24 protein-coding genes are annotated in these 25676 nt (G+C 71.3%); 8 read left to right on the plus strand and 16 right to left on the minus strand.

The genetic code is table 11. The annotated features are described in order from the left end of the window. Positions 1-20 precede the first annotated feature (20 nt). From CT688_RS04355 to sdhC, 5 genes are all read right to left on the minus strand, one after another. A complete protein-coding gene (locus CT688_RS04355) occupies positions 21-1424 on the minus strand; it encodes a D-alanyl-D-alanine carboxypeptidase family protein (RefSeq protein ID WP_107757996.1) in 1404 nt (467 codons plus the stop codon). 161 nt (positions 1425-1585) lie between these two features. Next, entirely contained in the window at positions 1586-2377 is a 792-nt protein-coding gene (locus tag CT688_RS04360; protein WP_017836676.1) for a succinate dehydrogenase iron-sulfur subunit, read from the minus strand. Further along, positions 2377-4143, minus strand: a complete 1767-nt coding sequence (gene sdhA / locus CT688_RS04365; RefSeq protein WP_107755901.1) for a succinate dehydrogenase flavoprotein subunit — start codon at positions 4141-4143, stop codon at positions 2377-2379. The genes CT688_RS04360 and sdhA overlap by 1 nt, the downstream gene beginning before the upstream one ends. 48 nt (positions 4144-4191) lie before the next feature. Further along, positions 4192-4623 (minus strand): succinate dehydrogenase hydrophobic membrane anchor subunit, encoded by a 432-nt coding sequence (locus CT688_RS04370; protein ID WP_107755902.1) that lies wholly within the window; start codon positions 4621-4623, stop codon positions 4192-4194. Between the two features lie 14 nt (positions 4624-4637). Beyond that, complete coding sequence (gene sdhC / locus CT688_RS04375; protein ID WP_107755903.1) at positions 4638-5045, minus strand: succinate dehydrogenase, cytochrome b556 subunit; 408 nt, start codon at positions 5043-5045, stop codon at positions 4638-4640. 191 nt (positions 5046-5236) lie between these two features. Here sdhC and CT688_RS04380 point away from each other — a divergent pair, with 191 nt between their 5' ends. Together CT688_RS04380 and CT688_RS04385 are read left to right on the plus strand one after the other, a co-directional pair. Next, entirely contained in the window at positions 5237-5665 is a 429-nt protein-coding gene (locus CT688_RS04380) for a cytidine deaminase (RefSeq protein WP_107755904.1), read from the plus strand. Next, positions 5662-6966 (plus strand): thymidine phosphorylase, encoded by a 1305-nt coding sequence (locus CT688_RS04385; protein ID WP_107755905.1) that lies wholly within the window; start codon positions 5662-5664, stop codon positions 6964-6966. Before CT688_RS04380 ends, CT688_RS04385 begins: the two co-directional genes overlap by 4 nt. A 135-nt stretch (positions 6967-7101) precedes the next feature. Here the strand turns inward: CT688_RS04385 and CT688_RS04390 are convergent, their stop codons facing one another. From CT688_RS04390 to CT688_RS04410, 5 genes are read right to left on the minus strand one after another with little or no spacing between them, the layout of a single operon-like run. Beyond that, complete coding sequence (locus CT688_RS04390) at positions 7102-8322, minus strand: primosomal protein (protein ID WP_197431470.1); 1221 nt, start codon at positions 8320-8322, stop codon at positions 7102-7104. A 57-nt stretch (positions 8323-8379) separates the two neighbouring features. Further along, a complete protein-coding gene (locus CT688_RS04395; protein ID WP_107755907.1) occupies positions 8380-8751 on the minus strand; it encodes a hypothetical protein in 372 nt (123 codons plus the stop codon). Next, positions 8748-9023, minus strand: coding sequence for a hypothetical protein (locus tag CT688_RS04400; protein ID WP_107755908.1), 276 nt, complete (start codon positions 9021-9023; stop codon positions 8748-8750). The genes CT688_RS04395 and CT688_RS04400 overlap by 4 nt, the downstream gene beginning before the upstream one ends. Further along, complete coding sequence (locus CT688_RS04405) at positions 9023-10138, minus strand: C40 family peptidase (RefSeq protein WP_107755909.1); 1116 nt, start codon at positions 10136-10138, stop codon at positions 9023-9025. Before CT688_RS04405 ends, CT688_RS04400 begins: the two co-directional genes overlap by 1 nt. Next, entirely contained in the window at positions 10135-10482 is a 348-nt protein-coding gene (locus CT688_RS04410; RefSeq protein WP_107755910.1) for a type VII secretion target, read from the minus strand. Before CT688_RS04410 ends, CT688_RS04405 begins: the two co-directional genes overlap by 4 nt. Positions 10483-10590: 108 nt before the next feature. On the opposite strand from CT688_RS04410, the gene upp reads away from it, so the two are divergent. Continuing rightward, entirely contained in the window at positions 10591-11214 is a 624-nt protein-coding gene (gene upp, locus CT688_RS04415; RefSeq protein WP_107755911.1) for a uracil phosphoribosyltransferase, read from the plus strand. 16 nt (positions 11215-11230) lie between these two features. On the opposite strand, the gene CT688_RS04420 is transcribed toward upp, so the two are convergent. Genes CT688_RS04420 through CT688_RS04430 form a run of 3 tightly spaced genes read right to left on the minus strand, consistent with a single transcriptional unit; the run spans position 11231 to position 14138 of the window. Beyond that, a complete protein-coding gene (locus CT688_RS04420) occupies positions 11231-12721 on the minus strand; it encodes a phospho-sugar mutase (RefSeq protein ID WP_107755912.1) in 1491 nt (496 codons plus the stop codon). Between the two features lie 24 nt (positions 12722-12745). Further along, positions 12746-13579: a purine-nucleoside phosphorylase gene (locus tag CT688_RS04425; protein WP_107757997.1), complete on the minus strand. Its 834-nt coding sequence runs from the start codon at positions 13577-13579 to the stop codon at positions 12746-12748. Positions 13580-13601: 22 nt separating this feature from the next. After that, positions 13602-14138: a gamma-glutamylcyclotransferase family protein gene (locus tag CT688_RS04430; RefSeq protein WP_107755913.1), complete on the minus strand. Its 537-nt coding sequence runs from the start codon at positions 14136-14138 to the stop codon at positions 13602-13604. Positions 14139-14290: 152 nt separating this feature from the next. Here CT688_RS04430 and CT688_RS04435 point away from each other — a divergent pair, with 152 nt between their 5' ends. The 4 genes from CT688_RS04435 to CT688_RS04450 all read left to right on the plus strand — a co-directional run bounded on the left by CT688_RS04435 (position 14291) and on the right by CT688_RS04450 (position 19508). Next, positions 14291-15697 carry an NAD(P)H-quinone dehydrogenase gene (locus CT688_RS04435; RefSeq protein WP_107755914.1) on the plus strand — a complete coding sequence of 469 codons (1407 nt, stop codon included), beginning with the start codon at positions 14291-14293 and terminating at the stop codon, positions 15695-15697. A gap of 100 nt (positions 15698-15797) precedes the next feature. Next, positions 15798-16823 carry an iron ABC transporter substrate-binding protein gene (locus CT688_RS04440; protein WP_107755915.1) on the plus strand — a complete coding sequence of 342 codons (1026 nt, stop codon included), beginning with the start codon at positions 15798-15800 and terminating at the stop codon, positions 16821-16823. Between the two features lie 67 nt (positions 16824-16890). Beyond that, on the plus strand, positions 16891-18438 hold the full coding sequence (locus tag CT688_RS04445) for an iron ABC transporter permease (protein ID WP_107755916.1): 1548 nt from the start codon (positions 16891-16893) through the stop codon (positions 18436-18438). After that, positions 18435-19508, plus strand: a complete 1074-nt coding sequence (locus CT688_RS04450) for an ABC transporter ATP-binding protein (protein ID WP_107755917.1) — start codon at positions 18435-18437, stop codon at positions 19506-19508. Before CT688_RS04445 ends, CT688_RS04450 begins: the two co-directional genes overlap by 4 nt. Here CT688_RS04450 and glpK read toward each other — a convergent pair whose 3' ends face one another. After that, a complete protein-coding gene (gene glpK / locus CT688_RS04455) occupies positions 19509-21068 on the minus strand; it encodes a glycerol kinase GlpK (RefSeq protein ID WP_107755918.1) in 1560 nt (519 codons plus the stop codon). A gap of 79 nt (positions 21069-21147) precedes the next feature. On the opposite strand from glpK, the gene CT688_RS04460 reads away from it, so the two are divergent. Continuing rightward, the gene (locus CT688_RS04460) at positions 21148-22923 is read left to right on the plus strand and encodes a glycerol-3-phosphate dehydrogenase/oxidase (RefSeq protein ID WP_107755919.1); all 1776 of its coding nucleotides are present in this window, start codon (positions 21148-21150) and stop codon (positions 22921-22923) included. 113 nt (positions 22924-23036) lie between these two features. On the opposite strand, the gene CT688_RS04465 is transcribed toward CT688_RS04460, so the two are convergent. Both CT688_RS04465 and CT688_RS04470 read right to left on the minus strand, forming a co-directional pair. Then, complete coding sequence (locus tag CT688_RS04465; RefSeq protein ID WP_107755920.1) at positions 23037-24824, minus strand: acetyl/propionyl/methylcrotonyl-CoA carboxylase subunit alpha; 1788 nt, start codon at positions 24822-24824, stop codon at positions 23037-23039. Between the two features lie 164 nt (positions 24825-24988). Then, the gene (locus tag CT688_RS04470) at positions 24989-25669 is read right to left on the minus strand and encodes a nucleoside triphosphate pyrophosphatase (RefSeq protein WP_107755921.1); all 681 of its coding nucleotides are present in this window, start codon (positions 25667-25669) and stop codon (positions 24989-24991) included. Positions 25670-25676: the final 7 nt, after the last annotated feature.

Below are 25676 nucleotides of genomic sequence, written 5' to 3' on the forward strand. Positions count from 1 at the left end.
CCCCTCGGCGGGGCGTCTGATCAGCGGCGGGACCGCATCGCCATCACCGCGCCCGCCGCCACGACCACCACGGCCGCGACCACGGCGAGCCACGGACCGTTCCTCGAGAGCACGGACCCGGGTGCGGTGGTCGGGCTGCGCTGATCGCCGGGACCCACGGCCCCGAGCGGCCCGGAGGCCAGGTGCTCGGTGCCCGCTCCCGGCTCGATCGGGGGACCCGTCACCAGGTGCCCCACGGAGCCGTCGGTGTCGAACCCGGCGTCGAGCAGTCGCGCCGCCTGTTCCCACGGCGACGCGGGCACGCGGGTGCCGTCGAGGAGGACCACCACCAGGCGTCGCCCGTCCCGCTCGGCCGCACCGATGAACGTGTGCCGGGCGTCATCGGTGAAGCCGGTCTTGCCGCCGATCGCCCCCGGGTAGTTGTAGAGCAGCTGATTGTCGTTCGCCAGCACGAACCCGGGGTTGACCGCGACCCCGTCCCCGCGGAGGGTCGGGCCGGACTGCGGTGGCGCGGCGGCCGGATCGGGTGCGCCCGCGCCCTCACCCGCCGGGTACCCGGGGAACCCGGACATCTGCGTGGCCACGATGCGGGCGAACGCCGGGCGGGTCATGGCGTCGCGGAAGATCAACGACAGGTCGTATGCCGTCGACATCATGCCCGGCCCGTCCAGGCCGTTCACGGTGGCGGCGTGGGTACCGACGGCACCCAATCCGGCCGCGTGGGCGTTCATCGCCTCCAGAGTCGCCTCGACCCCGCCCATCCGCCGCGCGAGCACGAGGGCGGCGTCGTTACCCGACGACATGAGCAGGCCCCGCACCAGACGGTCCACGGAGTACTGACCGCCCGGGCCGATACCCACCAGGCTGCCCTCGGCGCCCCGGAGATCCTCGTCGGTCACCGTGACGACCCGGTCGGCGTCGAGGGCGTCCAGGGCCACCGTGGCGAGGAGGGTCTTGATGAGGCTGGCCGGGCGGTAGCGACCGTGGGGATCCCGCGCGGCCACCACCTCTCCGGTGTCCAGGTCCGAGATCATCCACGCGCTGGCGGTGACGTCGCGGGGCACCTCGAACCCGTCCGGCGCCACGACCTCGCAGCCTTCCAGGGCATCGCCGCCCGGCGGGGTCTCCGGGACCGGGGGAGGTGCGGGAGAGGTCTGGCCGGGCAGCGGCACCTCGGATTCGTCGACGGGGGCGGGCGGGGAGGTGCGGTACGGACACTCGGTGATGTCGCGGGGGGTGTCGAAGTACTCGGGCGAGGTGGTCGACGGCAACACCGCGGCCGGCGGGGGCTCCGCGAGCGCGGTCGTCAGTTCCGGCTCGGCCGCCGTCGCCGGGGCGGTGAGAGCGAACGGCGCCGATCCCACGAGGACGGCCGTGACGAGGGCCGCGACTCGGAGCGGCCGGGGTCGTCGTGGGCGGGTCACGGAGAGCGAGTCTACGTCCGGACGGGCCGGAACCGGGCCGGACCCACCGGGCTGTGTGGTCACCGTGCTGTGCGACCTTCCCGGGCGGGCGCCTGCCCCGAACGCCGGCGGGGCCGCACCCTCCGCTCGGGAGGGTGCGGCCCCGCAGGGGAGACCGGGGGTCAGCGCGCGAACAGCAGGGCGCGCTTGACCTCCTGGATCGCCTTGGTCACCTGGATGCCACGGGGGCACGCATCGGTGCAGTTGAAGGTCGTCCGGCACCGCCACACACCCTCGGCGTCGTTGAGGATCTCCAGACGCTCGGCGGCACCCTCGTCACGGGAGTCGAAGATGAACCGGTGGGCGTTGACGATCGACGCCGGGCCGAAGTACGAGCCGTCAGCCCAGAACACCGGGCACGAGGTCGTGCAGCAGGCGCAGAGGATGCACTTGGTGGTGTCGTCGAAGCGGGCCCGGTCGGTCTGGGACTGGATACGCTCGGCCGTCGGCTGGTTCCCGGACGTGATGAGGTAGGGCATGACGTCACGGAACGACTTGAAGAACGGCTCCATGTCGACGTACAGGTCCTTCTCCACCGGCAACCCACGGATCGGGGCGATGGTGATGGTGATGGACTTGCCGTCCTTGGGGAGCATGTCCTTCATGAGGACCTTGCACGCCAGGCGGTTGACCCCGTTGATCAGCATGGCGTCGGAGCCGCAGATGCCGTGTGCGCACGAGCGTCGGAACGCCAGGCTGCCGTCGATGTAGTTCTTGACGTACATCAACAGGTTGAGCAGACGGTCCGACGGCAGTGCCGGGACCTCGTACTCCTTCCAGCCCGCCGCGTCCGGATCCTCCGGGTTGAACCGGGCGATCTTGAGCGTGACCATGGTGGAGCCGGGCGGCACCGGACGGTTCGAGCCCGGGTCCTTGCCGTCGGTGGCCTTGGTGGTGTCGACTGCGGTGGTCATCAGTACTTACGCTCCATCGGCTCGTAGCGGGTCTGCACGACCGGCTTCCAGTCCAGCCGGACCTCCGAGAGGAGGCCGAGGCCGTCCTTGAACGCCATCGTGTGCTTCATGAACTCGTCGTCGTTGCGGTCGGGGTAGTCCTCCCGGGCGTGGCCGCCGCGGGACTCCTTGCGGTTGAGCGCGCTCACCACCGTCACCTCTGCCATCTCGAGGAGGAAGCCCAGCTCAACGGCTTCCAGGAGCTCGGTGTTGAATCGCTTGCCCTTGTCGCTGACGGTCACGTCGGCGTAGCGCTTCTTGAGGGCGCGGAGCTCGTCCCGGGCCTCGGTGAGCGACTGTTCGGTGCGGTACACCGACGCCTTGTCGTCCATCATCGCCTGCATCTCGGTGCGGATGTCGTTGGCGTTCTCCGTGCCGTGCTCCGCGAGCATGCTCTCCATCCACTCGCGGACCATCTTCTCGGGCTCCTCGGGGAGCTCGACGAAGTCGTGACCCGCGGCGTACTCCGCCGCGGCGATCCCTGCCCGGCGGCCGAACACGTTGATGTCCAGCAGGGAGTTGGTGCCCAGCCGGTTGGAGCCGTGCACCGACACGCAGGCGCACTCGCCCGCCGCGTAGAGGCCGGGCACCACGTCGTCGTTGGTGCGCAGGACCTCACCCTTGACGTTGGTCGGGATGCCGCCCATGACGTAGTGACACGTCGGGAACACCGGGACCAGCTCGGTGACCGGGTCGACGCCCAGGTAGGTCCGGGAGAACTCGGTGATGTCCGGCAGCTTCTCCTCGAGGACGTCCGCCCCGAGGTGGGTCACGTCGATGTAGACGTAGTCCTTGTCGGGCCCGGCACCGCGGCCCTCGCGCACCTCGAGGACCATCGAGCGGGCGACGATGTCGCGCGGCGCGAGGTCCTTGATGGTGGGGGCGTATCGCTCCATGAAGCGCTCGCCGTCCGCGTTGCGCAGGATGCCGCCCTCGCCGCGGACCGCCTCGGAGATGAGGATGCCCAGGCCGGCGAGTCCCGTCGGGTGGAACTGGTGGAACTCCATGTCCTCCAGGGGCAGACCCTTGCGGAACACCACGGCCATGCCGTCACCGGTGAGGGTGTGGGCGTTGGAGGTGGTCTTGTACATCCGGCCCGACCCGCCGGTCGCGAAGACGGTGGCCTTGGAGTGGAAGACGTGCAGGTCGCCGGAGGCGAGCTCGTAGGCCACGCACCCGGTGGCGACCGGCCCGTCGGGGGTCTCCGTGAGGCACAGGTCGAGGACGTAGAACTCGTTGAAGAACTCCACGTCGTGCTTGACGCAGTTCTGGTACAGCGTCTGCAGGATCATGTGCCCGGTGCGGTCGGCCGCGTAACAGGCCCGGCGCACGGGTGCCTTCCCGTGGTCACGGGTGTGGCCACCGAAGCGGCGCTGGTCAATCTTGCCCTCGGGCGTGCGGTTGAACGGGAGACCCATGTTCTCCAGGTCGATGACCGCGGTGATGGCCTCCTTGGCCATGATCTCCGCGGCGTCCTGGTCGACGAGGTAGTCGCCGCCCTTGACCGTGTCGAACGTGTGCCACTCCCAGTTGTCCTCCTCCACGTTCGCGAGGGCGGCGCACATGCCGCCCTGCGCGGCGCCGGTGTGGGAGCGGGTGGGGTAGAGCTTGGTGAGGACGGCGGTGCGGGTCCGCGGGCCCGCCTCGATGGCCGCGCGCATGCCTGCGCCGCCGGCGCCGACGATTACCACGTCGTACTGGTGCTGGTGGACCTGACGATCGGTCATGGGATTCTCAGTGCTCGCTTTCGAAGTGGAACGGTCCGCAGGCGTCGATCAGATGTCGTAGGCGAGGCCGAAGATGGCGTAGGTACCCAGGACCAGAACGAGGATGGTCGCGACGACCAGAAGGGAATTGAGCCAGAAGCGCGTCGAGTCCTTGCGCGCGTAGTCGGCGATAACCGTCCGGACGCCGTTGGCGCCGTGGAGCTGTGCGAGCCAGAGCATGAGGAGGCTCCACGAGGCCCAGAACGGGCTCTGCCAACGCTCGGCGACGTAGGCCCAGTCGATCCTGTGCACACCCTCGTCGATCATGAGGCCCATGGTCAGGTGGCCGAACGTGAGGATGACCAGTGCGACGCCCGAGGCGCGCATGAAGATCCAGGCGGTCCGCTCGAAGTTGCCTCGTGACCGCAGGCGCGGGGAGCGGGGCTGGGCGAGCGAGGCGGGGCGATCGTACGACGTCTGGAGAACAGGTGCGTCTGCCATGATGATCGTTCTCCTTAGATGTGCTGGAAGAGAAGGAAGAGGAGGCGGGCGGTCGCCGCGGCGAAAACCACGACCCAGATCGCCAGGACGGCCCAGAGCATCTGGCGCTGGTATTTCGCGCCCTTGGACCAGAAGTCGATGGCGACGATGCGCAGTCCGTTGAGCCCGTGGAAGAGGACCAGTGCGACCAGGCCGACCTCCAGCAACCCGACGATCGGGGTCTTGTACGAGTCGATGACCGCGTTGTAGGTCTCCGGGCTCACCGTGACGAGCGAGGTGTCCAGCACGTGCACGAAGAGGAAGAAGAAGATCGCCACGCCGGAGACACGGTGCGCGACCCACGACCACATTCCCGGGTCACCCTTGTAGATGCTGATCTTCTTATTGGGGGCCGGACGCGCCGGCGCCTGCGCAGTACTCATGGGCTTGTCGTGCCTCCGAATCGTCTGGGCGTGGTGCCATCGGCGCGCGGTTCCTGCCCGAAAGCACAGCGGGCGCCTACTAGGACTTTAGACCTGTCAGGCCGCGGACGAGAAGCAGGGTGGGTACCGTGGTCCGGACGGGTAATGCCTGTAAGGGGACCCTAAACGAAGTTACTGAGGGGTAGAAAAGGGTGTCGTTCGAGGAAACCGCAGCACAGGGGAACGAGGCCGACACCGGTTTGCGCGAGGCCGCGACCGCGGCCGCGCGGAACGCCTACCGGCCCTACTCGGGATTGGGGGTGGGGGCCGCCGCGCTGGCGTCCGGACCCGGTGGGGACGGGCGCAGGATCGTGACCGGCTGCAACGTCGAGAACGCCTCCTATGGGCTCACCCTCTGCGCTGAGTGTTCGCTCGTGTCCGATCTCCACCGCACGGGCGGCGGTCGACTGCTCGAGATCGTCGTCGTCACGGCCGGCGGCGACCCGTTGGCGCCGTGCGGCAGGTGCCGCCAGCTCCTCCACGAACACGGCGGTCCGGAGCTGGTGGTCCACACGTCCCGTGGGCGGATCCGCCTCGCCGACCTCCTGCCGGACGCCTTCGGGCCGGAGGATCTGACGTGAGCCGCATCATCGATGCCGTGCGGATCATCGAGGCCAAGCGCGACGGCGACGAGCTCGACGACGACGAGATCGACTGGATCGTCGACGGCTACACCCGAGGACGCGTCCCGCCCGAGCAGATGGCGGCCTTGGCGATGGCGGTGTACTTCCGGGGCATGACCGACCGTGAGATCGCGCGCTGGACCTCCGCCATGGTGGAGTCCGGTACCCGGTTGGACCTGTCCGGTCTGACCCGGGCCGGTCGGCGCGTTCCCACGGTGGACAAACACTCGACCGGCGGGGTCGGAGACGCGGTGACGCTCGTCCTGACACCCTTGTTGGCGACCTGGGAGCTGGCGGTGCCCCAGCTCTCGGGACGCGGGCTCGGTCACACGGGCGGGACACTGGACAAACTCGAGTCGATCCCCGGCTGGCGCGCCGATCTGGACGCCGACTCCCGGCGCCGGATCCTCGAGGAGACCGGGGCCGTGATCTGTGCTGCCGGGGCCGATCTCGCGCCCGCGGACCGGGCCCTCTACGCCCTGCGGGACGTCACAGGGACCGTGCCGTCGATCCCCATGGTGGCGGCGTCGATCATGAGCAAGAAGATCGCCGAGGGCACCGGCGCCCTGGTACTCGACGTCAAGTTCGGATCCGGTGCCTTCCGGCCCGAGCGCGCGGACGCTGAGGAACTGGCGCGGGTGATGGTCGGGATCGGCACGTCGGCCGGGGTCCGGACCAGCGCCCTGGTGACCGCCAATCACACGCCGCTGGGTCGCGCGGTGGGCAACGCGCTCGAGGTGGCCGAGTGTGTCGAGATCCTGGCCGGGGGTGGCCCTTCCGACATGGTCGATCTGACCTGTGCGCTGGCGCGGGAGGCCCTGGCACTGGTGGGTATCGACGGTGACCCCCGTGAACGGCTCGGGGACGGGCGGGCGATGGACTCGTTCCGCGCGATGGTCGCCGCCCAGGGTGGCGACCCCCACGCGGCGCTCCCGGTGGCCGCGCACACGGAGGAGGTGCGGGCACCCGGCTCGGGGGTGGTGCGGTGGGATGCGCTCGGAGTGGGTCGGGCGTCGTGGTTGGCCGGTGCCGGGCGGACCCGGCCGGGCGAGGCCGTCGACCCGGCGGCCGGTGTGCTGCTGCGCCGGGTCGAGGGGGAACCGGTACGGCTCGGGGAGGTGGTGGCCACGGTTCACGCCGGGGACCCGGCGCGACTGCCCGCGGCGTGCGCCGAGCTCTCGTCGGCCCTGGGGATCTGTGGACCCGGCGAGGCTCGTGGACCGGCCGGGGTGGTGGTGGACCGGCTGCGCGGGTGGTGAGGCGCCGGCCCGCCGATTCCACCGGAACACCGACCAGCCCATCGAGAAGAGTGTGTCGACCGCATCGGCCGAGTGGACATGTGCGGAACGCTCTTCTCGGTGAGTCCGGACCGGACCGGGCCAGCCCGGGTGAGGTCAGGCGATGTCGGGGGTGGTCATCAGGCGTTCGACGTCGTCGACCAGGGCGCGCCATTCGCCGGCCTCGTCGTCGAACGGGGCACTGGGCTCGAGCAGCCTGGCGTCGTCCGGGTTGAGGACGTAGTGGAGGAATCGGCGCAGCGCGGTCCCACGGCCGGTCACGGCGGCCTCGAGGCCGGAATCGCCCACGTAGGTCGCGAGGTCGGTGATCAGTTCGACCGCCAGTCCGAGCTGATCGGCGTCGACCATCCCGGGGCCGACCTCGATATCGCGGTCGAGACCGGCGAGAACATAGGTGTTGTCCTCGGTCACGTGGATGTCCAGGCTGCCGTCGGTCGCGGCGATCTTGACGCGCTCGTAGGTCGCCACGTGGCTGAGGGTCTCGTCGTCGTTGTCCGCCAGGTACCGGGCCAGTCCCCTGGGGCTGGTGAACACGTACGCCTGGTCACCGTCGCCGAGGAACACCGGCCGATCGCCCAGGTAGCACCGCAGGCTGAGGTACTCCTGGTCGGCGAAGACGATCTTCACGGGGTCGATCCCGACCGTCTCCCAGAGGGAGCCCTCCGGGTAGCCGGTCGGGGCGGCTTCGGGTTCGGGCGCGGGTTCGGGGAGCGCGGCCTCGGCGGCGTCCAGGTCCGCGCGTGCGCGGTCGACCTCGTCCGGCCGCACCTCGGGCGTGGTCATGACGTCCTGGATCGCGTCGAGAACGTCGTCCCAGCCCTTCGCGACGGTCTTGCGGATCGATTTCCACAGTTTCAGCCCGTCCCGCCCGTAGAACTCGTCCATACCGCGGGTGACCGCGGCCAGGATCGGGTTGCCGTTGAAGAACTTGGTGACCGTGTCCAGTTCGCACACCTCCCCGATCGAGCGGGCGATCGCGAAGGCCTGATCGATCTCGTCGACCGACGACTCCGTGGGGTTCTCACCGAGGAGTTCGAGTACTCCGACGAGGTCGTAACAGTTCACCTCGGCGGCGCGGAACGCCAGGACGTCCGACGCCGCGAACCCGGTCCAGGAGGGGTGGTCCTGGAGGTCGTGTGGTGCGCCGCTCCGGACCAGGGCGAGGAGTTCGGCGGTCGAGTCGAACGCATAGAGGTCCTCGTCGAGCCCGAGGAACGCCTCCCAGTCGTCGTTGTCCTCTCGCCAACTGGGTGCCCAGAGTGTCGTGACGTCTCCCTCAGGGAGACCGAGCTCGATCGGGACGATGTCCTTGGCCATGCCGGTCAGCATATCCACGGCCCGTCACCGGGTGCCACGGCCCGCCCACGGGACTTCCTATTGGTCGCCTGCCGGCTCAGGGGACGGGCCTCCGGCCGGGGTCCGGTCGGTCTGCCTGCGGGCGGTGACCGCGAGCTCGACCGACCCCGAGACCAGTTCGGCCCGCCGGGTGTTGGCCCGGACGACCGCGCTGGACGTGGCCTCGAGGATGGCGGACGCCACGGCATCGCACCCGCGCCCGCGGAGTCCGGTCGCAAGTACCAACTCGATCACCGTGCCACCGGAATCGGCGGTGGCGGTCGCGATCCGGTCCCGACTCGAGGCCACCACCCGGAGGGACTCGAGTTGGTCGTGCGCGGACTCCCACTCGGCCGCGATGCCGCGGAGGCGGTCGAGAAAGGCATCGACGTCCAGCCCTCCGGCACTCACCCGGACCCCCCGTCCGGCTCGTCGCCCGCCCCCAGCCACTGCGCCCGGTCCCACTCCTGTCCGTCCCATTCCTCTTCGGCCAACCGGTCCAGGAGATCGCGGGCCTCACCCGCCGCGGCGGTGAGGGCGCGCAGCACCGCCCTCGCCACGTCCGCTGGTGGGCGGTCGAGCAGCCCGGCGGGCAGGGCCAGACCCACCGGCACACCGTCGGTACCGACCTCGGCGACGACGCCGGTCATCGGGTCGGTGTGGCGGCAGGTGTCGGGCGCCATCAGCCGGTCGGACGGTAGAACCCGTGGAAGGACATACCGATGTTGTCGGTGCGCAGCGCAGACACCGACACGGGGTCCCCGGCCTCGACGAGTTGGCCGTTGCCGATGTACATCGCGACGTGGCCGTCCCACACGGCCAGATCGCCCGGCATGAGGTCGGAGGCGTCCACCTGCGCACCCACGCCCTGCTCCTGCGCCAGACGCGGGATCTCCACCCCGGCATCCCGGTACGCCCACTGGGTCAGGCCGCTGCAGTCCAGGCCCTGGCCCGGGGTCGTGCCGCCCCACACGTACGGCACGCCCTGCTGGCTGAGCGCGTTGCGGACGGCTCCGGCGGCCTGTTCGTTGGGGGCGGTGGCCACCGATCCGTCGGGGAGCACCACGTCGACGCCGCCTCCGACGACGCCTGCTCCCGCGGACCCTCCGGCGACGCCCGCGGACCCGCCGGGCCCGGCCGGGTCTCCGCCGGGGGACACCGCACCGACCGCCGACGCGGGGCCCGGGCCGGCCAGCGACCCCGGACCGGAACCCGTGTGGGCGGCGGTCGAGGCGTTGATCGCGCCACCCGCGCCCGAGTCGGCGATCACCCCGGGCGTGCGCGGCGCGTCGGGGATTCCCGCGGCGATGGCGCGCATCTCGAGGGTCGGTCCCGTGAGTTCGAGTTGGACCCGCTCCGCCACCTGGATGCCGCGGGCCAGGTGCTCCGTGGCCAGCCCGAGCAGCGCCACCTGACCGGGCGGGGTCATCAGAGCGGGCCCCAGCGCGGCCGCCCTGGCGAGGAATTGTTGCACGATGCCGATCACCTCGACGGTGCCGCGGACGACGATATCGGCCGCCACGGCGGTGACCCTGGCGATCTCGCCAGCGGACTCGCCGAGCGCCTCCACCGTGCGACCGATCTCGGCCACCGAGTGCGCGGCGCCGAGGGAGGCGAGGGAGTCCCACGTCTCGGAGAGCAGACGCTCGAGCGGTGGTCCGAGCCTCTGGGCCACCTCCAGTCCGTCGCCCACCGGTCGCATCACGTCCCGGGCGGCTTCGGAGACGAACTCCTCCGCCGAGAGCAGGTCGAGGATCTGCCGGATGGGCCCCGCGTAGGCCAGCGCGTCGGCGATCACCGGGCCGGACCTGCGATCCCGGGCAGTTCGTTCCCCGCCGCACCGATCGCCTCGGCACCCCCAACGTCGGACTCGGTGTACACCCGGCCGGTCTCGAGGACCAGGTGCCCGGCGGCATCGCTCACCCGGGCCACACCTGCGAGCACCTCCCGGTGCCGCGCGGTGGCGGCGAGCAGGGCGGACATGAAGTCGGCCCCGACCGGTCCGAGCACGGGGGCCACCTCGTCCAAAGGCAGCGAGTCCACGGCCCCGAGGACGCCCCCCAGGGCGTCCGCCAACGTGGTCAACCCCGTACCCAGCTCCCGCAGTCCGTCCACGTGGACGTCGATCGCTCCGTCCGCCATTCCCTCGCCCCTCGTCGCCGTCTCGTCCCGTCACAGGGTTCGACGCCTCGCGGGCCCGCACCGGTTCCGCCCGGTCGGAGAATTCTCCGCTGTGGAATCCTGTCGGGCATGGACATCATCGTCGTGGACCACCCGCTGGTCGGGGACCGGCTACGCACGCTGAGGGACTCCGTCACCGACACCGCCGGCTTCCGGGCGGCGATGGACGCTCTCGGCACCATGCTCTGCTACGAGGCCTTCCGCTCCATCCCGACCACCGAGGTCCCCGTGACCACACCGGTGGCAGAGACGACGGGTGTCGCGGTCGACGGCGTCCCGCTCGTCGTACCGGTCCTGCGGGCGGGGCTGGGTCTGCTGGATCCGGCCACCCGGTTGCTCCCGGGCGCGCAGGTCGGGTTCGTGGGCCTGGCGCGCGACGAGGAGACGCACGCCCCGGTCTCCTATCTGTGCTCCCTTCCGGACGACCTCGCCGGACGGCACGTCGTCGTGTTGGATCCGATGCTCGCCACCGGGGGGTCGCTGGTCTCGACCCTGGAGACCCTGGCCGAACGAGGCGCGACCGGGGTCACCGTGGTGTGCGTCCTGTGCGCCCCGGAGGGGATCGAGACCGTGCGGGCGTCGGGACTGGCGTCGCGGCTCGTCACCGCGACCGTCGACGACCGGCTCGACGACGACGCCTTCATCGTCCCCGGGCTCGGAGACGCGGGCGATCGCCTGTTCGGCCCCCGCTGACCCAGCTCTCCGACCCTCAGGAGGTGAGGGCGGCGGCGACGCGATCGGCCAGAGCGGTCAGCCGTCGTCCGGCATCCTCCCGGTCGGACGTCGACGGACGTGGGGTCGTCCACGCTTCGACGTAGGTCTTGAGCAGGGGCTCGGTGCCCGACGGGCGGATCACCGCCCGTGCACCCTCGGTCACGACACGGAGACCCGCCGAACCGTCCACAGGTGATACGGACCCGGTCGCGCTCAGCCGTTCGGCCACGCGACGGAGCTCCGAGCGGGGCTCGGCACCGGGGGCGAGTGGATGGGCGACGTTGCGCCGGAGGTGCGCACCGAACTCCTCGGCGAGCGCGTCGAGCCCCGCACCGACCGACCGCCCGGCCGACCCGACCATCGCGCACCACGCGCCGGCCGCGGAGATGCCGTCCTTGTCCGCCACCACCTCAGGGAGCACACAGTGGCCGATCGCCTCCTCGTACGCGTAGAGCAGGTGATCGGCCGCGCGGACCAGCCATTTGAACCCGGTGAGCGTCTCCACGTGCCGGCCCCCGCGGGCCGGGACGAGGAGCGAGGGCAGTCTCGACGACACGAGGGTGGAGGCCACGACCGGGACGCCTGGCCCCGAGCCCGGTGCCCGGACCGATCCGGGGAGCGGGGTGGTCAGCAGGTGGTCGGCGAGCAGCCCGCCGGTGTCGTCGCCGTCGAGCATCCGCCACCGCCCGTCCGGGGTCCGGTAGCCCATCGCGCACCGGTCCGCGTCCGGATCGAGCGCCAGCGCGACATCCGCACCGATCTCCTCCGCGACCCGTCGAAGGCGCAGGGTGGTGGCCGGCCGCTCCGGATTGGGCGACTCGACGGTGGGGAAGTCCGGATCCGGGTGCTCCTGCTCGGGCACCAGGGTCACGTCGTCGATCCCGATCCCGGCCAGGACGCGTCGGCAGATCTCGCCGCCCACCCCGTGAACGGGGGTCAGGGCCACGCGCGGGGGCCGGGCGGGGACGGGCAGACCGGCCACGACGGAGGCCACGTAGTCGTCGACGAGCGTGGGGTCCACCCGCGCACCGGTCGCGGTGCCATCCCGGACGCCGACCCCCTCACGCTCCGCCGCCCTGAGGTGTTGCTCGATGTGGGAGTCCGTCGGGGGGACGATCTGTGCTCCGTCCGGGCCGTAGACCTTGATCCCGTTGTCGGTGGCGGGGTTGTGCGAGGCCGTCACCACCAGTCCGGCGACCGCACCCCTGGACCGCACCGCCGCCGCGATGACGGGGGTGGGGACGGGCGAGCCCGGGACGACGACGACGAGGCCGTGCGCGGTCAGGACGGCGGCCACCACGTCGACGAATCCCGCCGAGCCGTGCCGGGCGTCACCCCCCACGATGACGGTCGAACCGGCGGGCTCACGCGTCCGAAGGTGGCGGGCGACGGCGGTGGCGACCAGTGTGACCGTGCCGGCGTTCATCCGGTCCGGCCCCGGACCAAGCTGGGCGCGGACTCCCGCGGTGCCGAAGGTCAGGGGCACGGCGCGCTCCCGGGCATGTCCTGCTCAGGCCCGCGCGACGGCGGGGACGAGCGCGCGGAGGGCGCGCGAGAGCCGTTCGGATCCGGCGGTCCCCGCGGCCAGGACCTCGGCGTGGTCGAGGGGCTGCCCGGTGACTCCGGCGGCGAGGTTGGTCACCAGCGACACCCCGACCACCCGCAGTCCGAGTCCTCTGGCCGCCACGGTCTCCGGGACGGTCGACATCCCCACCAGGTCGGCGCCGAGGGTGCGCAGCATCCTGATCTCGGCCGGGGTCTCGTACTGGGGGCCGGGCATCGCGGCGTAGACGCCCTCGGCCGGTCGGGTCCCGGTGGCCGCCCGGAGCGCCTCCGCCGCCACCCGGCGCAGGCGCGGCGAGTAGGCGTCCACGAGGTCGACGAAGGCGGGGCCGGTCAGGGGGGACCGGCCCGTCAGGTTGAGGTGGTCGCGGATCAGGACGAGTTCGCCCACCGCGAGATCCTCCCGGACACCGCCGGCGGCGTTGGTGAGGACCAGGGCGTCGGAACCGACCGCGGCCGCGAGGTGTGCGGGGTGGACCACGGGCTCGGTGCCCACGCCCTCGTAGAGGTGGGTGCGCCCGGCGACCACCACCACCGGCAGCCCGTCGACCAGGCAGCTCGTCACCGTCCCGCGGTGACCGGCGGCCGACGGTGGCACGAACCCGGGCAGCCCGGCCATCGGGACGGCCACCGCGGTTCCGGGGTCGGCCAGTCCCACGACCAGATCGGACCAGCCGGAACCCAGGACGAGGGTCACCCGGTGGGCGGGTCGCCCGCTCGCGCGGGCGACGGCGTCCGCGGCCGCGCGGGCGTCGGCGGTGGGGGAGAGCAGAGGCGGCATCGACACAGGTGTACCCGGAGTCCTACGCGCCCGGGCCGACGTTGCGGGATTCCCGGGTACGCAGTTCCCGCACATAGGGGTCGGGCGCGCCGGCGCACTCGGCGGCATCCGCCAGGAGGCCCAGATACCGCGCCGACGGCAGGCCTCCCTCGAAGGCGTCCATGACGTACAGCCAGACCAGTTCCGTGCCCTCCGCCGGGCCGGGGGAGGGCGAGGTGACCGCGAACTCGGACTCCTGGGCGCCGACCGGGGGCCCGGGGGGGACGGCGGGACGGCGCTCCACCCGGACCCGGATCTTCCGGGCCGGCATCGAGTCCGTGCCCTCCCACCGGTCGAGGGCGCGGGCGTCGTCGTCGGGGACGTCGTAGAGCACCACGAACACCCTCGACTCCGGGTCCTCGACCACCGTGGCGACGGCGCCCTCCCATGTCGGGTCCTCGCCCGCGAAGGTCAGACGCCAGCCGTGCAGCCACGCGGTTCCGGCGAACGGTGAGTGCGGCGCGCGGGCGTTCATCTGTTCGGGATGCATGTTGGTCCCGTACGCGGCGTAGAGAGGCACGGCGACCAGAGTAGTCCCTCGGCCGGGTGTGGCCCCGGCGTCCTCCGGCCCCGTGCCGCCGGTTCGACTACCGTGTACGGCGGACGCGACGCGGTCCACCACAGTGGCCCGCGGCGCCCGGCCCCGACCCCGTGACCCGTGGAGGACCACCTGTGACGCAGCGCATCATCATCATCGGCGGCGGTCCCGCCGGTTACGAGGCCGCCCTGGTGGCCGCCCAGTACGGTGCGGATGTCACGATCGTGGACGCCGAGGGGATCGGCGGTAACTGCGTGCTCACCGACTGCGTGCCCTCCAAGACGTTCATCGCGACCACGGGCGTGCGCACGGACATGCGCCGCGCCGAGGAGATGGGCGTCGAGATGCACTTCGACCCCACCGCCTACCGGCTCGGCCAGGTCAACGGCCGGGTCAAGTCACTGGCCCGCGCCCAGTCCGCCGACATCAGGTCCCAGCTCCAGCGCGAGGGCGTGCGGCTGTTGTCGGGTACCGCGCGGCTGCACGATTCGCGGCCGGGAATGGCCTCGCACCGCGTGCTCGTGTCCCTGGACAACGGCCAGGAGAAGATCCTCGACGCGGACGTGGTGCTGATCGCCACCGGTTCCAATCCGCGCATCATCTCCGGCGCGGAGCCGGACGGGGAGCGGATCCTGACCTGGCGGCAGCTCTATGACCTCACCGAGCTCCCCTCGCATCTGGTGGTCGTGGGGTCCGGTGTGACCGGTGCCGAGTTCGTCTCCGCGTTCACGGAGATGGGCGTCAAGGTCACCATGGTCTCCAGCCGCGACCGCGTCCTGCCCCACGAGGACGCCGACGCGGCGCTGGTGCTGGAGGAGGCGCTCAGCGAGCGTGGCGTCGCTCTGGTCAAGCACGCCCGCGCGGACGCGGTCGAGCACCACGAGGACGGGATCATCGTCCGACTGGGCGACGGCCGGACCGTCAAGGGGTCGCATGCCCTGATGTGCGTGGGTTCGGTACCCAACACCGGTGACCTGGGATTGGAGAGCGCCGGCATCGAGGTCCAGCGCAGCGGGCACATCAAGGTCGACCGCGTCTCCCGCACCACCGCCGCCGGCATCTACGCCGCTGGGGACTGTACCGATCTGTTCCCCCTGGCCTCGGTGGCGGCGATGCAGGGTCGCATCGCGATGTACCACGCGCTGGGCGAAGGGGTCAGTCCCATCAAACTCCGCACCGTCGCATCGGCGGTCTTCACCCGACCCGAGATCGCCACCGTCGGCATCTCCCACGCGCAGATCGAGAGCGGGGAGGTCCCCGCCCGAGTCGAGGTGTACCCGCTGGCGGGCAACCCCCGCGCGAAGATGCGCAGCCTCCGCCGCGGTTTCGTGAAGCTCTTCTGCCGACCGGCCTCCGGGGTGGTGATCGGTGGGGTGATCGTGGCCCCCACCGCGTCCGAGCTCATCCTGCCCGTCTCCGTTGCCGTGCGGAATCAGCTCACAGTGGGCGACCTCGCCGGATCCTTCTCCGTCTACCCCTCCATGACCGGGTCGATCACGGAGGCCGCGCGCCAGCTCATGCGGCACGACGACCTGGACTGATCCGGGGCGGGTGGACCGGGGTGAAGCCTCGAATAAGTTTAGGCTAAGCTCACACCCGGTGTCGGCGACGCGGCACCGGGACTGTGAGGGAGGAACCCTGATGATGCGACGCCGCCTGGCCGCGCTCGCCGCCGTCGGTTCGCTGGTGGTGGGGCTGGCGGCCTGCACCACGGACGGTGCCGGAGACGATTCCGATGCGCTGGTGGTCTACTCGGGCCGCAGCGAGAACCTCGTCGGCCCGCTGCTGGCGCAGATCGGGGAGAGGACCGGTATCGACCTCGAGGTGCGGTACGCGAGCACCCCCGAGATGGCCGCCCAGATCGCGGAGGAGGGCCAGGCCAGCCCCGCCGACATCTTCTTCTCTCAGGACGCAGGTGCGCTCGGCGCCCTGTCCAAGGAGGGTCTGCTCGAGCCGCTCGACGAGGCGACGATCGCGCAGGTCCCCGCCCAGTACCGGGCGACCGACGGGACCTGGGTCGCGACGAGCCTGCGCGCCCGCGTGCTGGTCTATGACTCGGAGGTGCTCGAGGAGTCCGAGGTCCCGGACACCATCGACGCCCTCACCGAGCCCGAGTGGAGGGGCAAGGTCGGGTACGCCCCCACCAACGCCTCGTTCCAGTCCTTCGTCACCGGACTGCGGGTCGACCGCGGCGACGAGGCGGCCGAGCAGTGGCTCCGCGACTTCCTGGCCAACGAGCCGAAGACCTACGACAACAACGTGGCGCTCCTCGAGGCGGCCGACACCGGCGACGTCGAGCTCGGACTGACCAATCACTACTACTGGTACAACACCGCCCAGGAGAAGGGCGAGGAGAACATGCGGGCGCGGGTGCACTACCTGACCAAGGGCGATCCCGGTGCGCTGGTCAACGTGGCCGGCGTCGGTGTGCTCGCCTCGTCGGACCGCCAGGAGGACGCGCTCCGGGTGGTCCAGGAGCTCCTCGGGGAGCAGTCCCAGCTCTACTTCCTCGAGGAGGACAGCGAGTACCCGGTCGTGCCGGGCATCACCTCGGACGCCGTCGGTCTGCCCCCACTCGAGTCCCTCGGGGGGCCCGATATCGATCTCGGGGACCTGGACGGGCTCGAGCAGACCCAGCAGATGCTCACTCGCGTGGGCATGATCTGACGGTTCCGCCATAGACGCCCGTCCCCGTCTGCGTGGCGGCCGCCCCCTCCTCGGGGCGGCCGCCACTGTGGCGTGCTCCGCGGCCCTCATCCCGCTGGTCTATCTGTTCATCCGTGCGGGGGAACGTGGCCCGGCCTACGCCCTCGAGGTGGTCCGGTCCGGTCGGTCCGCCGAACTGCTGGTCAACACCGTCGTGCTGGTGGTGCTGGTCACCGCGGCGAGTGTGGTGGTGGGCGTGACCCTGGCGTGGCTGACGGTGAGGACGGATCTCCCCGGTGCGCCGCTGATCGGAGCGCTGCTCTGCGTGCCGCTCGCCATGCCGTCCTACGTCCTCGGCTACCTGTGGGTGGCGGACTTCCCACGGTTCCTCGGTCTGCCCGGGTCGGTCGTCGTGTTGACGATCTCGTGTTACCCGTACGTCTACCTCCCCGCCGCCGCGGCACTGCGGAGCGTCGACCCCGGTCTCGAGGAGGTCGCACGGACGCTGGGCCGCGGGTCGGTCAGGGCCGTGCTCGGTGTGACGTTGCGCCAGATCAGGCCCGCGGTCGCGGCCGGGGCGCTCCTGGTGGCCCTGTACACGCTCTCGGACTTCGGAGCGGTGGCCATGCTGCGGTTCGACGCGTTCACCGTCGGGATCTACCACAGCTACCGGGCCTCGTTCGACAGGGTGCCCGCGGCGGTCCTGGCCTGTGTGCTCATCCTGGTGGCGCTCGTGGTGATGGTGGGAGAGCGGCGGGCCCGACGGGGCGAGGTGGCGAGGGTCGGCGCCGGGGTGGACTCTCTCCCGGACCGCGTCCGGCTCGGACGGTTCATGCCGCCGGCGCTGCTGGTGGTGGGGGTGGTCCTGGCCGGCGGCGTTCTCGCCCCGCTCGTCGGCCTGGTCCGGTGGGTGCGGGCCGCCGCCGAGGTCGACGTCTCGTGGGATCCGGTCCTCTCGGCCGCGGCCACGACCGCGGGCGTGTCCGGCATCGCGGCGCTGGTGACGATCGTGCTGGCCCTTCCCATCGGGATCCTCGCGGCGCGGTCGGACGGCCCGCTCGCCCGGACCACCGAGGCGGTCGCCCAGATCGGTTTCGCCCTGCCCGGTATCACGGTCGGACTGGCCGTCGTGTTCGTGGGGATCCGATTGGTTCCCGGCCTGTACCAGCAGGTCCCCATGCTCGTGTTCGGATACGTGGTGCTGTTCCTCCCGCTCGCCGTGGGAGTGGTCCGGTCCGCGATCGGCGCGATACCGACCGCCCTCGAGGACGCCTCGGGGGCGCTGGGGTCGGGCCGGTTCCGGACCTTCGTCCGCGTGGTCGCGCCGCTGTCGATGCCGGGCGTCCTCGCCGGGGGGAGCCTGGTGTTCCTCAGCGTGGCCAAGGAACTCCCCGCGACCCTTCTACTCCGCCCCACGGGGACGCAGACCCTGGCCACCGCCATGTGGTCCCACACGGAGGTGGCGGCCTACTCGCAGGCCGCTCCCTACGCCGCGATGCTGGTGGCCGTGGCGGTGATCCCCGCCGTGGTGCTCGGCCGGTCCTTCGGGTGGGGTACGGGCGGGTCCGGGCGGGGAGTACCGGCCCGGGCGGCCATCTCGGCTCGTTCGGAGGAGACCCAGGTGAGTGCCACATGACGGGCGACAGACGCCCCGGTGGCGTTCTCGAGCTCCGGGGGGTCGCCGGGGGCTACGGCGGCGCCACCGTGGTCCGAGACCTCGATCTGACCGTGGGCTCGGGCGAGGCGCTGGCCGTCCTCGGTGCCTCCGGGTCGGGTAAGACCACCGTCCTGCGCATGATCGCCGGGCTCCACCCCGTCTCGGCGGGGCGGATTCTCGTCGACGGTCGCCGGGTGGACCCGCTGCCCGCCCAACATCGCGGGATAGGTCTGGTCCCCCAGCAGGGCGCCCTGTTCCCGCACCTGTCGGTGGCCAAGAACGTCGGGTTCGGACTCGTGCCGGTCGACCCGCTGGCGCGATGGCGGAGCCGGAGGGAACGCGCGGCCCGGGTGCGCGAGGTCCTGGACCTCGTCGGGTTGGCGGACCGCGCCGACGACCGCCCTTCCCGACTGTCCGGCGGTCAGCAGCAGCGGGTCGCGCTGGCACGAGCTCTCGCCCCGGGTTCGGGCTTGATCCTCCTGGACGAGCCGTTCAGCGCTCTCGACGCCGCCCTACGGGGGCGGGTCCGCGCGGAGGTCTCGGCGCTGCTCGCGGAGTCCGGCGCGACGTCGGTCCTCGTCACCCACGACCGCGCGGAGGCGCTGGCCACCGCTGACCGGGTGGCCGTGCTCATCGACGGTCGTCTCGCCCAGGTCGACACTCCCGAACGGCTCTACTATCACCCGGTCAGTCGTGAGGTCGCCCAGCTCGCGGGAGAGGTCGTCCTGCTCCCGGCCGCCGCGGACGGCGGGGTCGCGCAGACCGCGATCGGCACCGTCCCGCTCGACTCGCCCGCGCACGGCGACGGAACCGTCCTGTGGCGCCCCGAGAGCCTGGCGGTCCGACGGGTCGGAGCAGAGGGTCACGGAGTGTGCACGGGCGTGGAGTTCGTCGGCGCGTCGACCCTGGTCCGGATGCGCTTCGACGGGACCGGGCAGAGCTTCGCGGTCCCCGTCTCGGGCGGCCGGATCGTCGAGGTGGGGGACCGGGTGGAGGTGACGCCCTCGCGGCCCGCCGTCTTCCACGCCGGGCCGCCGACCCCCGGCTGATCAGCTCTCCGTGGCCGCCCATCCCAGGGTCCGTTCGACGGCGTCGTTCCACCGACCCCACAGGCGTGCGCGCTCGTCCTCGGCCATCCGCGGCTGCCATCGCCGGTCCTCCCGCCACAACTCGCGGAGCCGGTCGGGGGAGTCCCACTGGCCCACCGCGAGACCCGCGGCGAACGCGGCGCCCAGTGCGGTGGTCTCGGTGACCTCGGGTCGGATCACGTCGATGCCCAGGATGTCGGCCTGGAACTGCATCAGGTAGTCGTTGACCACCATCCCGCCGTCGACGCGCAGCGCGTCGGCGGTCTCACCGGCATCGGCGGCCATCGCGTCGGTCATCTCGCGGGACTGGAAGGCCGTGGCCTCGAGCGCGGCTCGCGCCAGGTGTGCTCGCGTGTGGAACCGCGTCAGGCCCACCAGCGTCCCGCGCGCGTCCGGACGCCACCGCGGGGCGAGGAGCCCGGAGAACGCCGGCACGAGGTAGCAGTCGCCGTTGTCCCGGAGGGATGTGGCGAGATCCTCGGTCTCCTCGGCACTCGAGATCACCCCGAGGTTGTCCCGCAGCCACTGCACCAGCGAGCCCGCCATCGCGACGGAGCCCTCCAGGGCGTACACGGGGTCGGCGTCCCCGAGCTGGTAGCAGACGGTGGTGAGCAGACCGTTGTCACTGAACTGGGGCGTGGTGCCGGTGTTGAGAAGGAGGAACGCGCCGGTCCCGTAGGTGTTCTTGGCATCGCCGGGGTCGAAGCAGGTCTGGCCGAACATGGCGGCCTGCTGATCACCGAGGATCCCCGCGATGGGGGTGCCGCCGAACATTCGTCGCTCGGTCACGTGACCGATCACCCCCGAGGACGGCACGATGTCGGGCAGCATCGCCCGCGGCACCCCCATCTCGCGGCAGAGCTCGTCACACCAGTCGAGGGTCCGGAGGTCCATGAGCAGGGTGCGCGAGGCGTTGGTGACGTCGGTGACGTGCAGGGCCGGTTCGCCGTCGGTGCCGCCGCGGCGGCCACCTGTCAGGTTCCACACCAGCCACGAATCGATGGTCCCGGCCAACAGCTCTCCGGCCTCGGCCCGCTCCGTGCCCCGCCGCCCCTCGGAATCGAGGTGATCGAGGATCCAGCGGATCTTCGGACCCGCGAAATACGTGGACAGGGGCAGTCCGGTGGCGTCCCGGAACCGGTCGTCTCCGTCCGGGTGCGCTGCGGCCAACCGGGAGCAGATCCCGGAGGTCCGGGTGTCCTGCCAGACGATCGCGTTGTACACCGGTTCGCCGGTCTCCCGCTCCCACACCACCACGGTCTCCCGCTGATTGGTGATCCCGATCGCGCTCACCAGTGCCGGTTCGAGATCGGCGTGGCCGGCCACCTGGGCCATGGCGGTGCGCACGTTCTCCCAGATCTCCAACGGGTCGTGTTCCACCCATCCGGCCCGGGGCAGGATCTGCCGGTGTTCGACCTGGGCGGTCGCCGCGGGCACCGGCAGGCCGTCGTGGTCGAAGAGGATGGCCCGCGAGGACGTGGTCCCCTGGTCGATCGCGAGGATGAAGGTGTTACGCGTCACGTCGCCAGACTACGTCCGGCCGGGCGTAGAGTCGGGCGCGACCGGCCGGAATCCGATACCCGGCCCCGGAGGGAGCACGATGCCCACGAACAGATCCAGGTCCGTACTCGGCCCGGAACGCCGGGTCGAGGCGTGGCGGAAGCTCTCCGAGGAGTCCTTCGACCTCGTGATCGTGGGCGGGGGCGTGGTGGGCACCGGCAGCGCCGTCGACGCGGCGACGCGCGGCCTGAGCGTGGCGGTGGTGGAGGCGCGCGACTTCGCCGCCGGTACCTCCTCGCGCAGCTCCAAGATGTTCCACGGGGGGCTCCGTTACCTGGAACAACTCGACTTCGGGCTCGTCGCGGAGGCCCTCCACGAGCGCGAACTCAGCATGACCCGACTGGCCCCGCACCTGGTCAAGCCCCTGAAGTTCCTGTTCCCGCTGACCCGCCGGTTCTGGGAACGCCCCTACATGGCCGCGGGGTTCGTCCTCTACGACCTCATGGGCGGCGCCAAGAGCGTCCCGCCGCAGAAGCACTACAGCCGCGCGGGTGCGCACCGGTTGGCCCCCGGTCTTCGCGAGGACATCGTGGTGGGCGGCATCCGGTACTGGGACACCCTGGTCGACGACGCCCGTCACACCCTCACCCTCGCCCGGACCGCGGCGCTCCACGGTGCGGTGGTCGCCAACTCCACCCAGGTGATCGGGTACCTGCGGGACGGCGACCGGGTGACCGGGGTGCGGGTCCGCGACGCCGAGAGCGGAGCGGAGACCGATGTCCGCGCCGAGGTGGTGCTCAACGCGGCCGGGGTGTGGACGGACCATCTGCAGGAGATGTTGGGGGAGGTGGGCGGTTTCACGGTCCGTGCCTCGAAGGGGGTTCACATCGTGGTGGACCGCGACAAGGTCGACTCCGAGGCGGCCCTGATCCTGCGGACCGAGAAGTCAGTGCTCTTCGTGATCCCCTGGGGCGAGTACTGGATCATCGGCACGACCGACACCGACTGGCAACTCGACCTGGCCCACCCGGCGGCGACGGGGGCGGACATCGACTACATCCTCGGACACGTCAACGCCGTTCTCACCACCCCGATCGATCGAGACGACGTCCGCGGCGTGTACGCGGGCCTTCGCCCCCTGCTCTCGGGCGGGGCCGACTCGACCGCCAAGCTCTCACGGGAACACGCGGTGATGCGCGCGGCACCCGGGGCCGTGGTGGTGGCGGGCGGCAAGTACACCACCTACCGGGTCATGGCGGCTGATGCGGTCGACGCCGCGGTGGCCGAGTTGGGGCCCGAGCGCGCGGAGACCGTTCCGGCCTCGACCACCGATCGCATCCCGCTCCTCGGTGCCGACGGCTACCCGGCGATGGTCAACCGCGCGGACCGGATCGCGGACGATTACGAGATCAGGGAGGAACAGGTCCAGCACCTGCTGGGTCGGTACGGTTCGCTCCTCGAGGACGTGCTCGATCTGGCTGCGGACCGCCCGGATCTGCTGGAATCCCTCGTCGGCGCCGACCGCTACCTGCGGGTGGAGGTGGTCTACGCCGCGCTGGCGGAGTCCGCGCTGCACCTGGAGGACGTCCTGGTGCGCCGCACCCGGATCTCGATGGAGTACCAGCACGGAGGCGTGGCCTGTGCTCGAGAAGTCGCCCAACTCATGGCGGAAGTGTTGGACTGGGGTCCCGACCGCGTCGAGCGGGAGGTCCGGATGTTCGAGCAACGGGTCGAGGCCGAGCGGGCGAGCCAGGTGACGGAGTCCGACGACGAAGCCGATCATTTCCTTCGCGGCGTCCCCGAGATCCGCGAGTTCCTGGTGGAGGCGACCGTCGATCCCGCCGTCGCCGAACCGGTGGTCGACCACCCGGGCTGACCGGGCACGAACCCCGCGGGGGAGGGACGCAGTCCTGACGGCGCTCCCCGCATGAGACGTCGGCGCCGCCCGGGTGGGCGGCGCCGACGTCTCATGCGGGTGGGGTCAGCGGATCACTTGATCTCGCAGAGCACCGTGCCCTGGGTGACCGCGGCTCCGGCGTCCACGGAGAGGTCGGTGACGACGCCGTCCTTGTGCGCGGTGACCGGGTTCTCCATCTTCATGGCCTCGAGGACGGCGATGAGTTCGCCGGTCTTGACCTCCTGGCCCTCCTCGACGGCCACCTTGACCACGGTGCCCTGCATCGGGGCGGAGACGGCGTCCCCGGAGGCGGCGGCACCGGCGGCCCCACCACGGGTGCGTGCCTTGGCCTTGCGGCGGACGGTGCCACCGTTATGGGATCCGCCGAAGGCGAGGTCGCCGGGCAGCGAGACCTCGACGCGACGGCCGTCCACCTCGACGACGACCTTCTTCCGCTCGACCGGCTCGTCGTCGTCGGCGGGGGCGCCGGTGGCGCTCCACGGCTCGATCGGGTTGTCCCACTCCTCCTCGATCCACTTGGTGTAGACGTCGAAGCCCTTCCCGTCTCCCACGAAGGCGGGGTTGGCGACGACGTGGGAGTGGAACGGGATGACGGTGGCCATGCCCTCGACCGTGTACTCGGCGAGCGCGCGGGCCGACCGTGCCAGCGCCTGGTCGCGGTCCTCGCCCCAGACGATGAGCTTGGCGAGCATCGAGTCGAACTGGCCGCCGATGGTGTCGCCCTGCTCGACTCCGGAGTCGACGCGGACACCCGGCCCACTGGGCTCGTGGTACGCCGTGATGGTGCCGGGGGCGGGCAGGAAGCCACGGCCGGCGTCCTCACCGTTGATGCGGAACTCGAACGCGTGGCCGCGCGGGGTCGGGTCCTCGGTGAACTCGAGGACCTCGCCCTCCGCGATCTTGAACTGCTGCAGGACCAGGTCGATGCCCGCGGTCTCCTCGGTGACCGGATGCTCCACCTGGAGTCGGGTGTTGACCTCGAGGAAGGAGATGGTGTCGCCCTGGACCATGTACTCGACGGTGCCGGCGCCGTAGTAGCCGGCCTCCTTGCAGATCGCCTTGGCGGAGTCGTGGATCCGCTTGCGCTGTTCGTCGGTGAGGAACGGGGCGGGGGCCTCCTCCACGAGCTTCTGGAAGCGGCGCTGGAGGGAGCAGTCGCGGGTGCCGGCCACGACGACGTTGCCGTGCTGGTCGGCGAGCACCTGCGCCTCGACGTGGCGGGCCTTGTCGAGGTACTGCTCGACAAAGCACTCGCCGCGGCCGAAGGCGGCGGTGGCCTCACGGGTGGCCGAGTCGAAGAGTTCGGCGACCTCCGACATCTCGTGGGCGACCTTCATCCCGCGCCCGCCGCCGCCGAAGGCGGCCTTGATGGCGATGGGCAGGCCGTACTGCTCCGCGAACTTCACGACCTCGTCGGCATTGGCGACGGGGTCCTTGGTGCCGGCCGCCATCGGCGCGTTGGCCCGCTCGGCGATGTGCCGCGCGGTGACCTTGTCGCCGAGGTCACGGATGGCGTTCGGCGGGGGGCCGATCCAGATCAGGCCGGCGTCGATGACGGCCTGCGCGAAGTCGGCGTTCTCGGAGAGGAATCCGTACCCGGGGTGGATGGCGTCGGCGCCGGACTTGGCGGCGGCGTCGAGGATCTTGTCGAAGACCAAGTAGGACTCCGCGGAGGTGGTGCCTCCGAGGGCGAAGGCCTCGTCCGCCAGCTTGACGAAGAGGGCGTCGGCGTCGGGCTCGGCGTACACGGCCACGCTGGCCAGGCCGGCGTCCTTCGCCGCGCGGATCACACGGACGGCGATCTCGCCGCGGTTGGCGACGAGGACCTTGGTGATGTGAGAGCTGGCATGACTGGGCACTCAGGGCCTCCTGGTGATGGACGTCTCTTAGACCGGTGCGCCCGGTGGGGGACCGATATTCTCCAGCAGTCTAATGAGAGGCCCCCCTCATGTGTGGGATTGGGGGTCCGTGAGCTGCTCCGTGGGGTCGGGTGCTTCGGGACTCGGCCTCTCTGACCTGCTGTTCAGGCGCGAAGCTCAGGCCGCCACACCTGGTGTGCATGTATCCCGGCGTCCTCGAGGAGGCGCCGCAACAGCGGAAGACTGAGTCCGATGACACTCGACGGGTCGCCGTCGATCCGGTCGATGAACCACCCGCCGAGCGACTCGATGGTGAAGGCGCCCGCGCACTCGAGGGGTTCGCCGGTGCGGAGGTACACATCGAGGTCGGAGTCCGAGGGAGCGCCGAAGTGGACGGTGGTGTCGGAGGTGTCGGTCGCTCGCCCGGTGACGACGAGGGGCCCGTCCCCGGTGAGGTCGGCGAGCACGACGGCGTGGCCGGTGATGAGGACCCCGTGACGACCCCGCATCTTCTGCCACCGCGCCATCGCCCGTTCGTAGGTGTGCGGCTTGCCCTCGAGCCGACCGTCGACCAGGAGCATCGAATCGCAGCCCACGACGACGAGGGTGTCGGCCCCGGCCCCCCGGGCCTCGTCCGCGAGCGACTCGCCCTCACGGTCGAGGACGTCCTGCGCCTTCGCCCGGGCCAGTTCCTCCACCACGCGTACATGCGGGGTCCCCTCGGCGAGAGCGGCCTGGAGCGCGTCCTCGTCGACCTGGGGGTGGCGGATGAGCGGGTCGACCCCGGCCTGCTGGAGGATCCGTAGGCGGGACGGGGAGGCGGAGGCGAGGACGACTCTGATCATGGGCCCA

The organism is Dietzia sp. JS16-p6b (genome assembly GCF_003052165.1).
Lineage (GTDB): Bacteria > Actinomycetota > Actinomycetes > Mycobacteriales > Mycobacteriaceae > Dietzia.

What these genes read in the sequence shown, in the direction of transcription:
- CT688_RS04360 (WP_017836676.1), bottom strand. Translation starts at nt 2,377, where the DNA reads ATGACCACCGCAGTCGACACCACCAAGGCCACCGACGGCAAGGACCCG.
- sdhA (WP_107755901.1), bottom strand. Translation starts at nt 4,143, where the DNA reads ATGACCGATCGTCAGGTCCACCAGCACCAGTACGACGTGGTAATCGTC.
- CT688_RS04370 (WP_107755902.1), bottom strand. Translation starts at nt 4,623, where the DNA reads ATGGCAGACGCACCTGTTCTCCAGACGTCGTACGATCGCCCCGCCTCG.
- sdhC (WP_107755903.1), bottom strand. Translation starts at nt 5,045, where the DNA reads ATGAGTACTGCGCAGGCGCCGGCGCGTCCGGCCCCCAATAAGAAGATC.
- CT688_RS04390 (WP_197431470.1), bottom strand. Translation starts at nt 8,322, where the DNA reads ATGGCCAAGGACATCGTCCCGATCGAGCTCGGTCTCCCTGAGGGAGAC.
- CT688_RS04400 (WP_107755908.1), bottom strand. Translation starts at nt 9,023, where the DNA reads ATGGCGCCCGACACCTGCCGCCACACCGACCCGATGACCGGCGTCGTC.
- CT688_RS04410 (WP_107755910.1), bottom strand. Translation starts at nt 10,482, where the DNA reads ATGGCGGACGGAGCGATCGACGTCCACGTGGACGGACTGCGGGAGCTG.
- upp (WP_107755911.1), top strand. Translation starts at nt 10,591, where the DNA reads ATGGACATCATCGTCGTGGACCACCCGCTGGTCGGGGACCGGCTACGC.
- CT688_RS04425 (WP_107757997.1), bottom strand. Translation starts at nt 13,579, where the DNA reads ATGCCGCCTCTGCTCTCCCCCACCGCCGACGCCCGCGCGGCCGCGGAC.
- CT688_RS04440 (WP_107755915.1), top strand. Translation starts at nt 15,798, where the DNA reads ATGATGCGACGCCGCCTGGCCGCGCTCGCCGCCGTCGGTTCGCTGGTG.
- CT688_RS04450 (WP_107755917.1), top strand. Translation starts at nt 18,435, where the DNA reads ATGACGGGCGACAGACGCCCCGGTGGCGTTCTCGAGCTCCGGGGGGTC.
- CT688_RS04460 (WP_107755919.1), top strand. Translation starts at nt 21,148, where the DNA reads ATGCCCACGAACAGATCCAGGTCCGTACTCGGCCCGGAACGCCGGGTC.
- CT688_RS04470 (WP_107755921.1), bottom strand. Translation starts at nt 25,669, where the DNA reads ATGATCAGAGTCGTCCTCGCCTCCGCCTCCCCGTCCCGCCTACGGATC.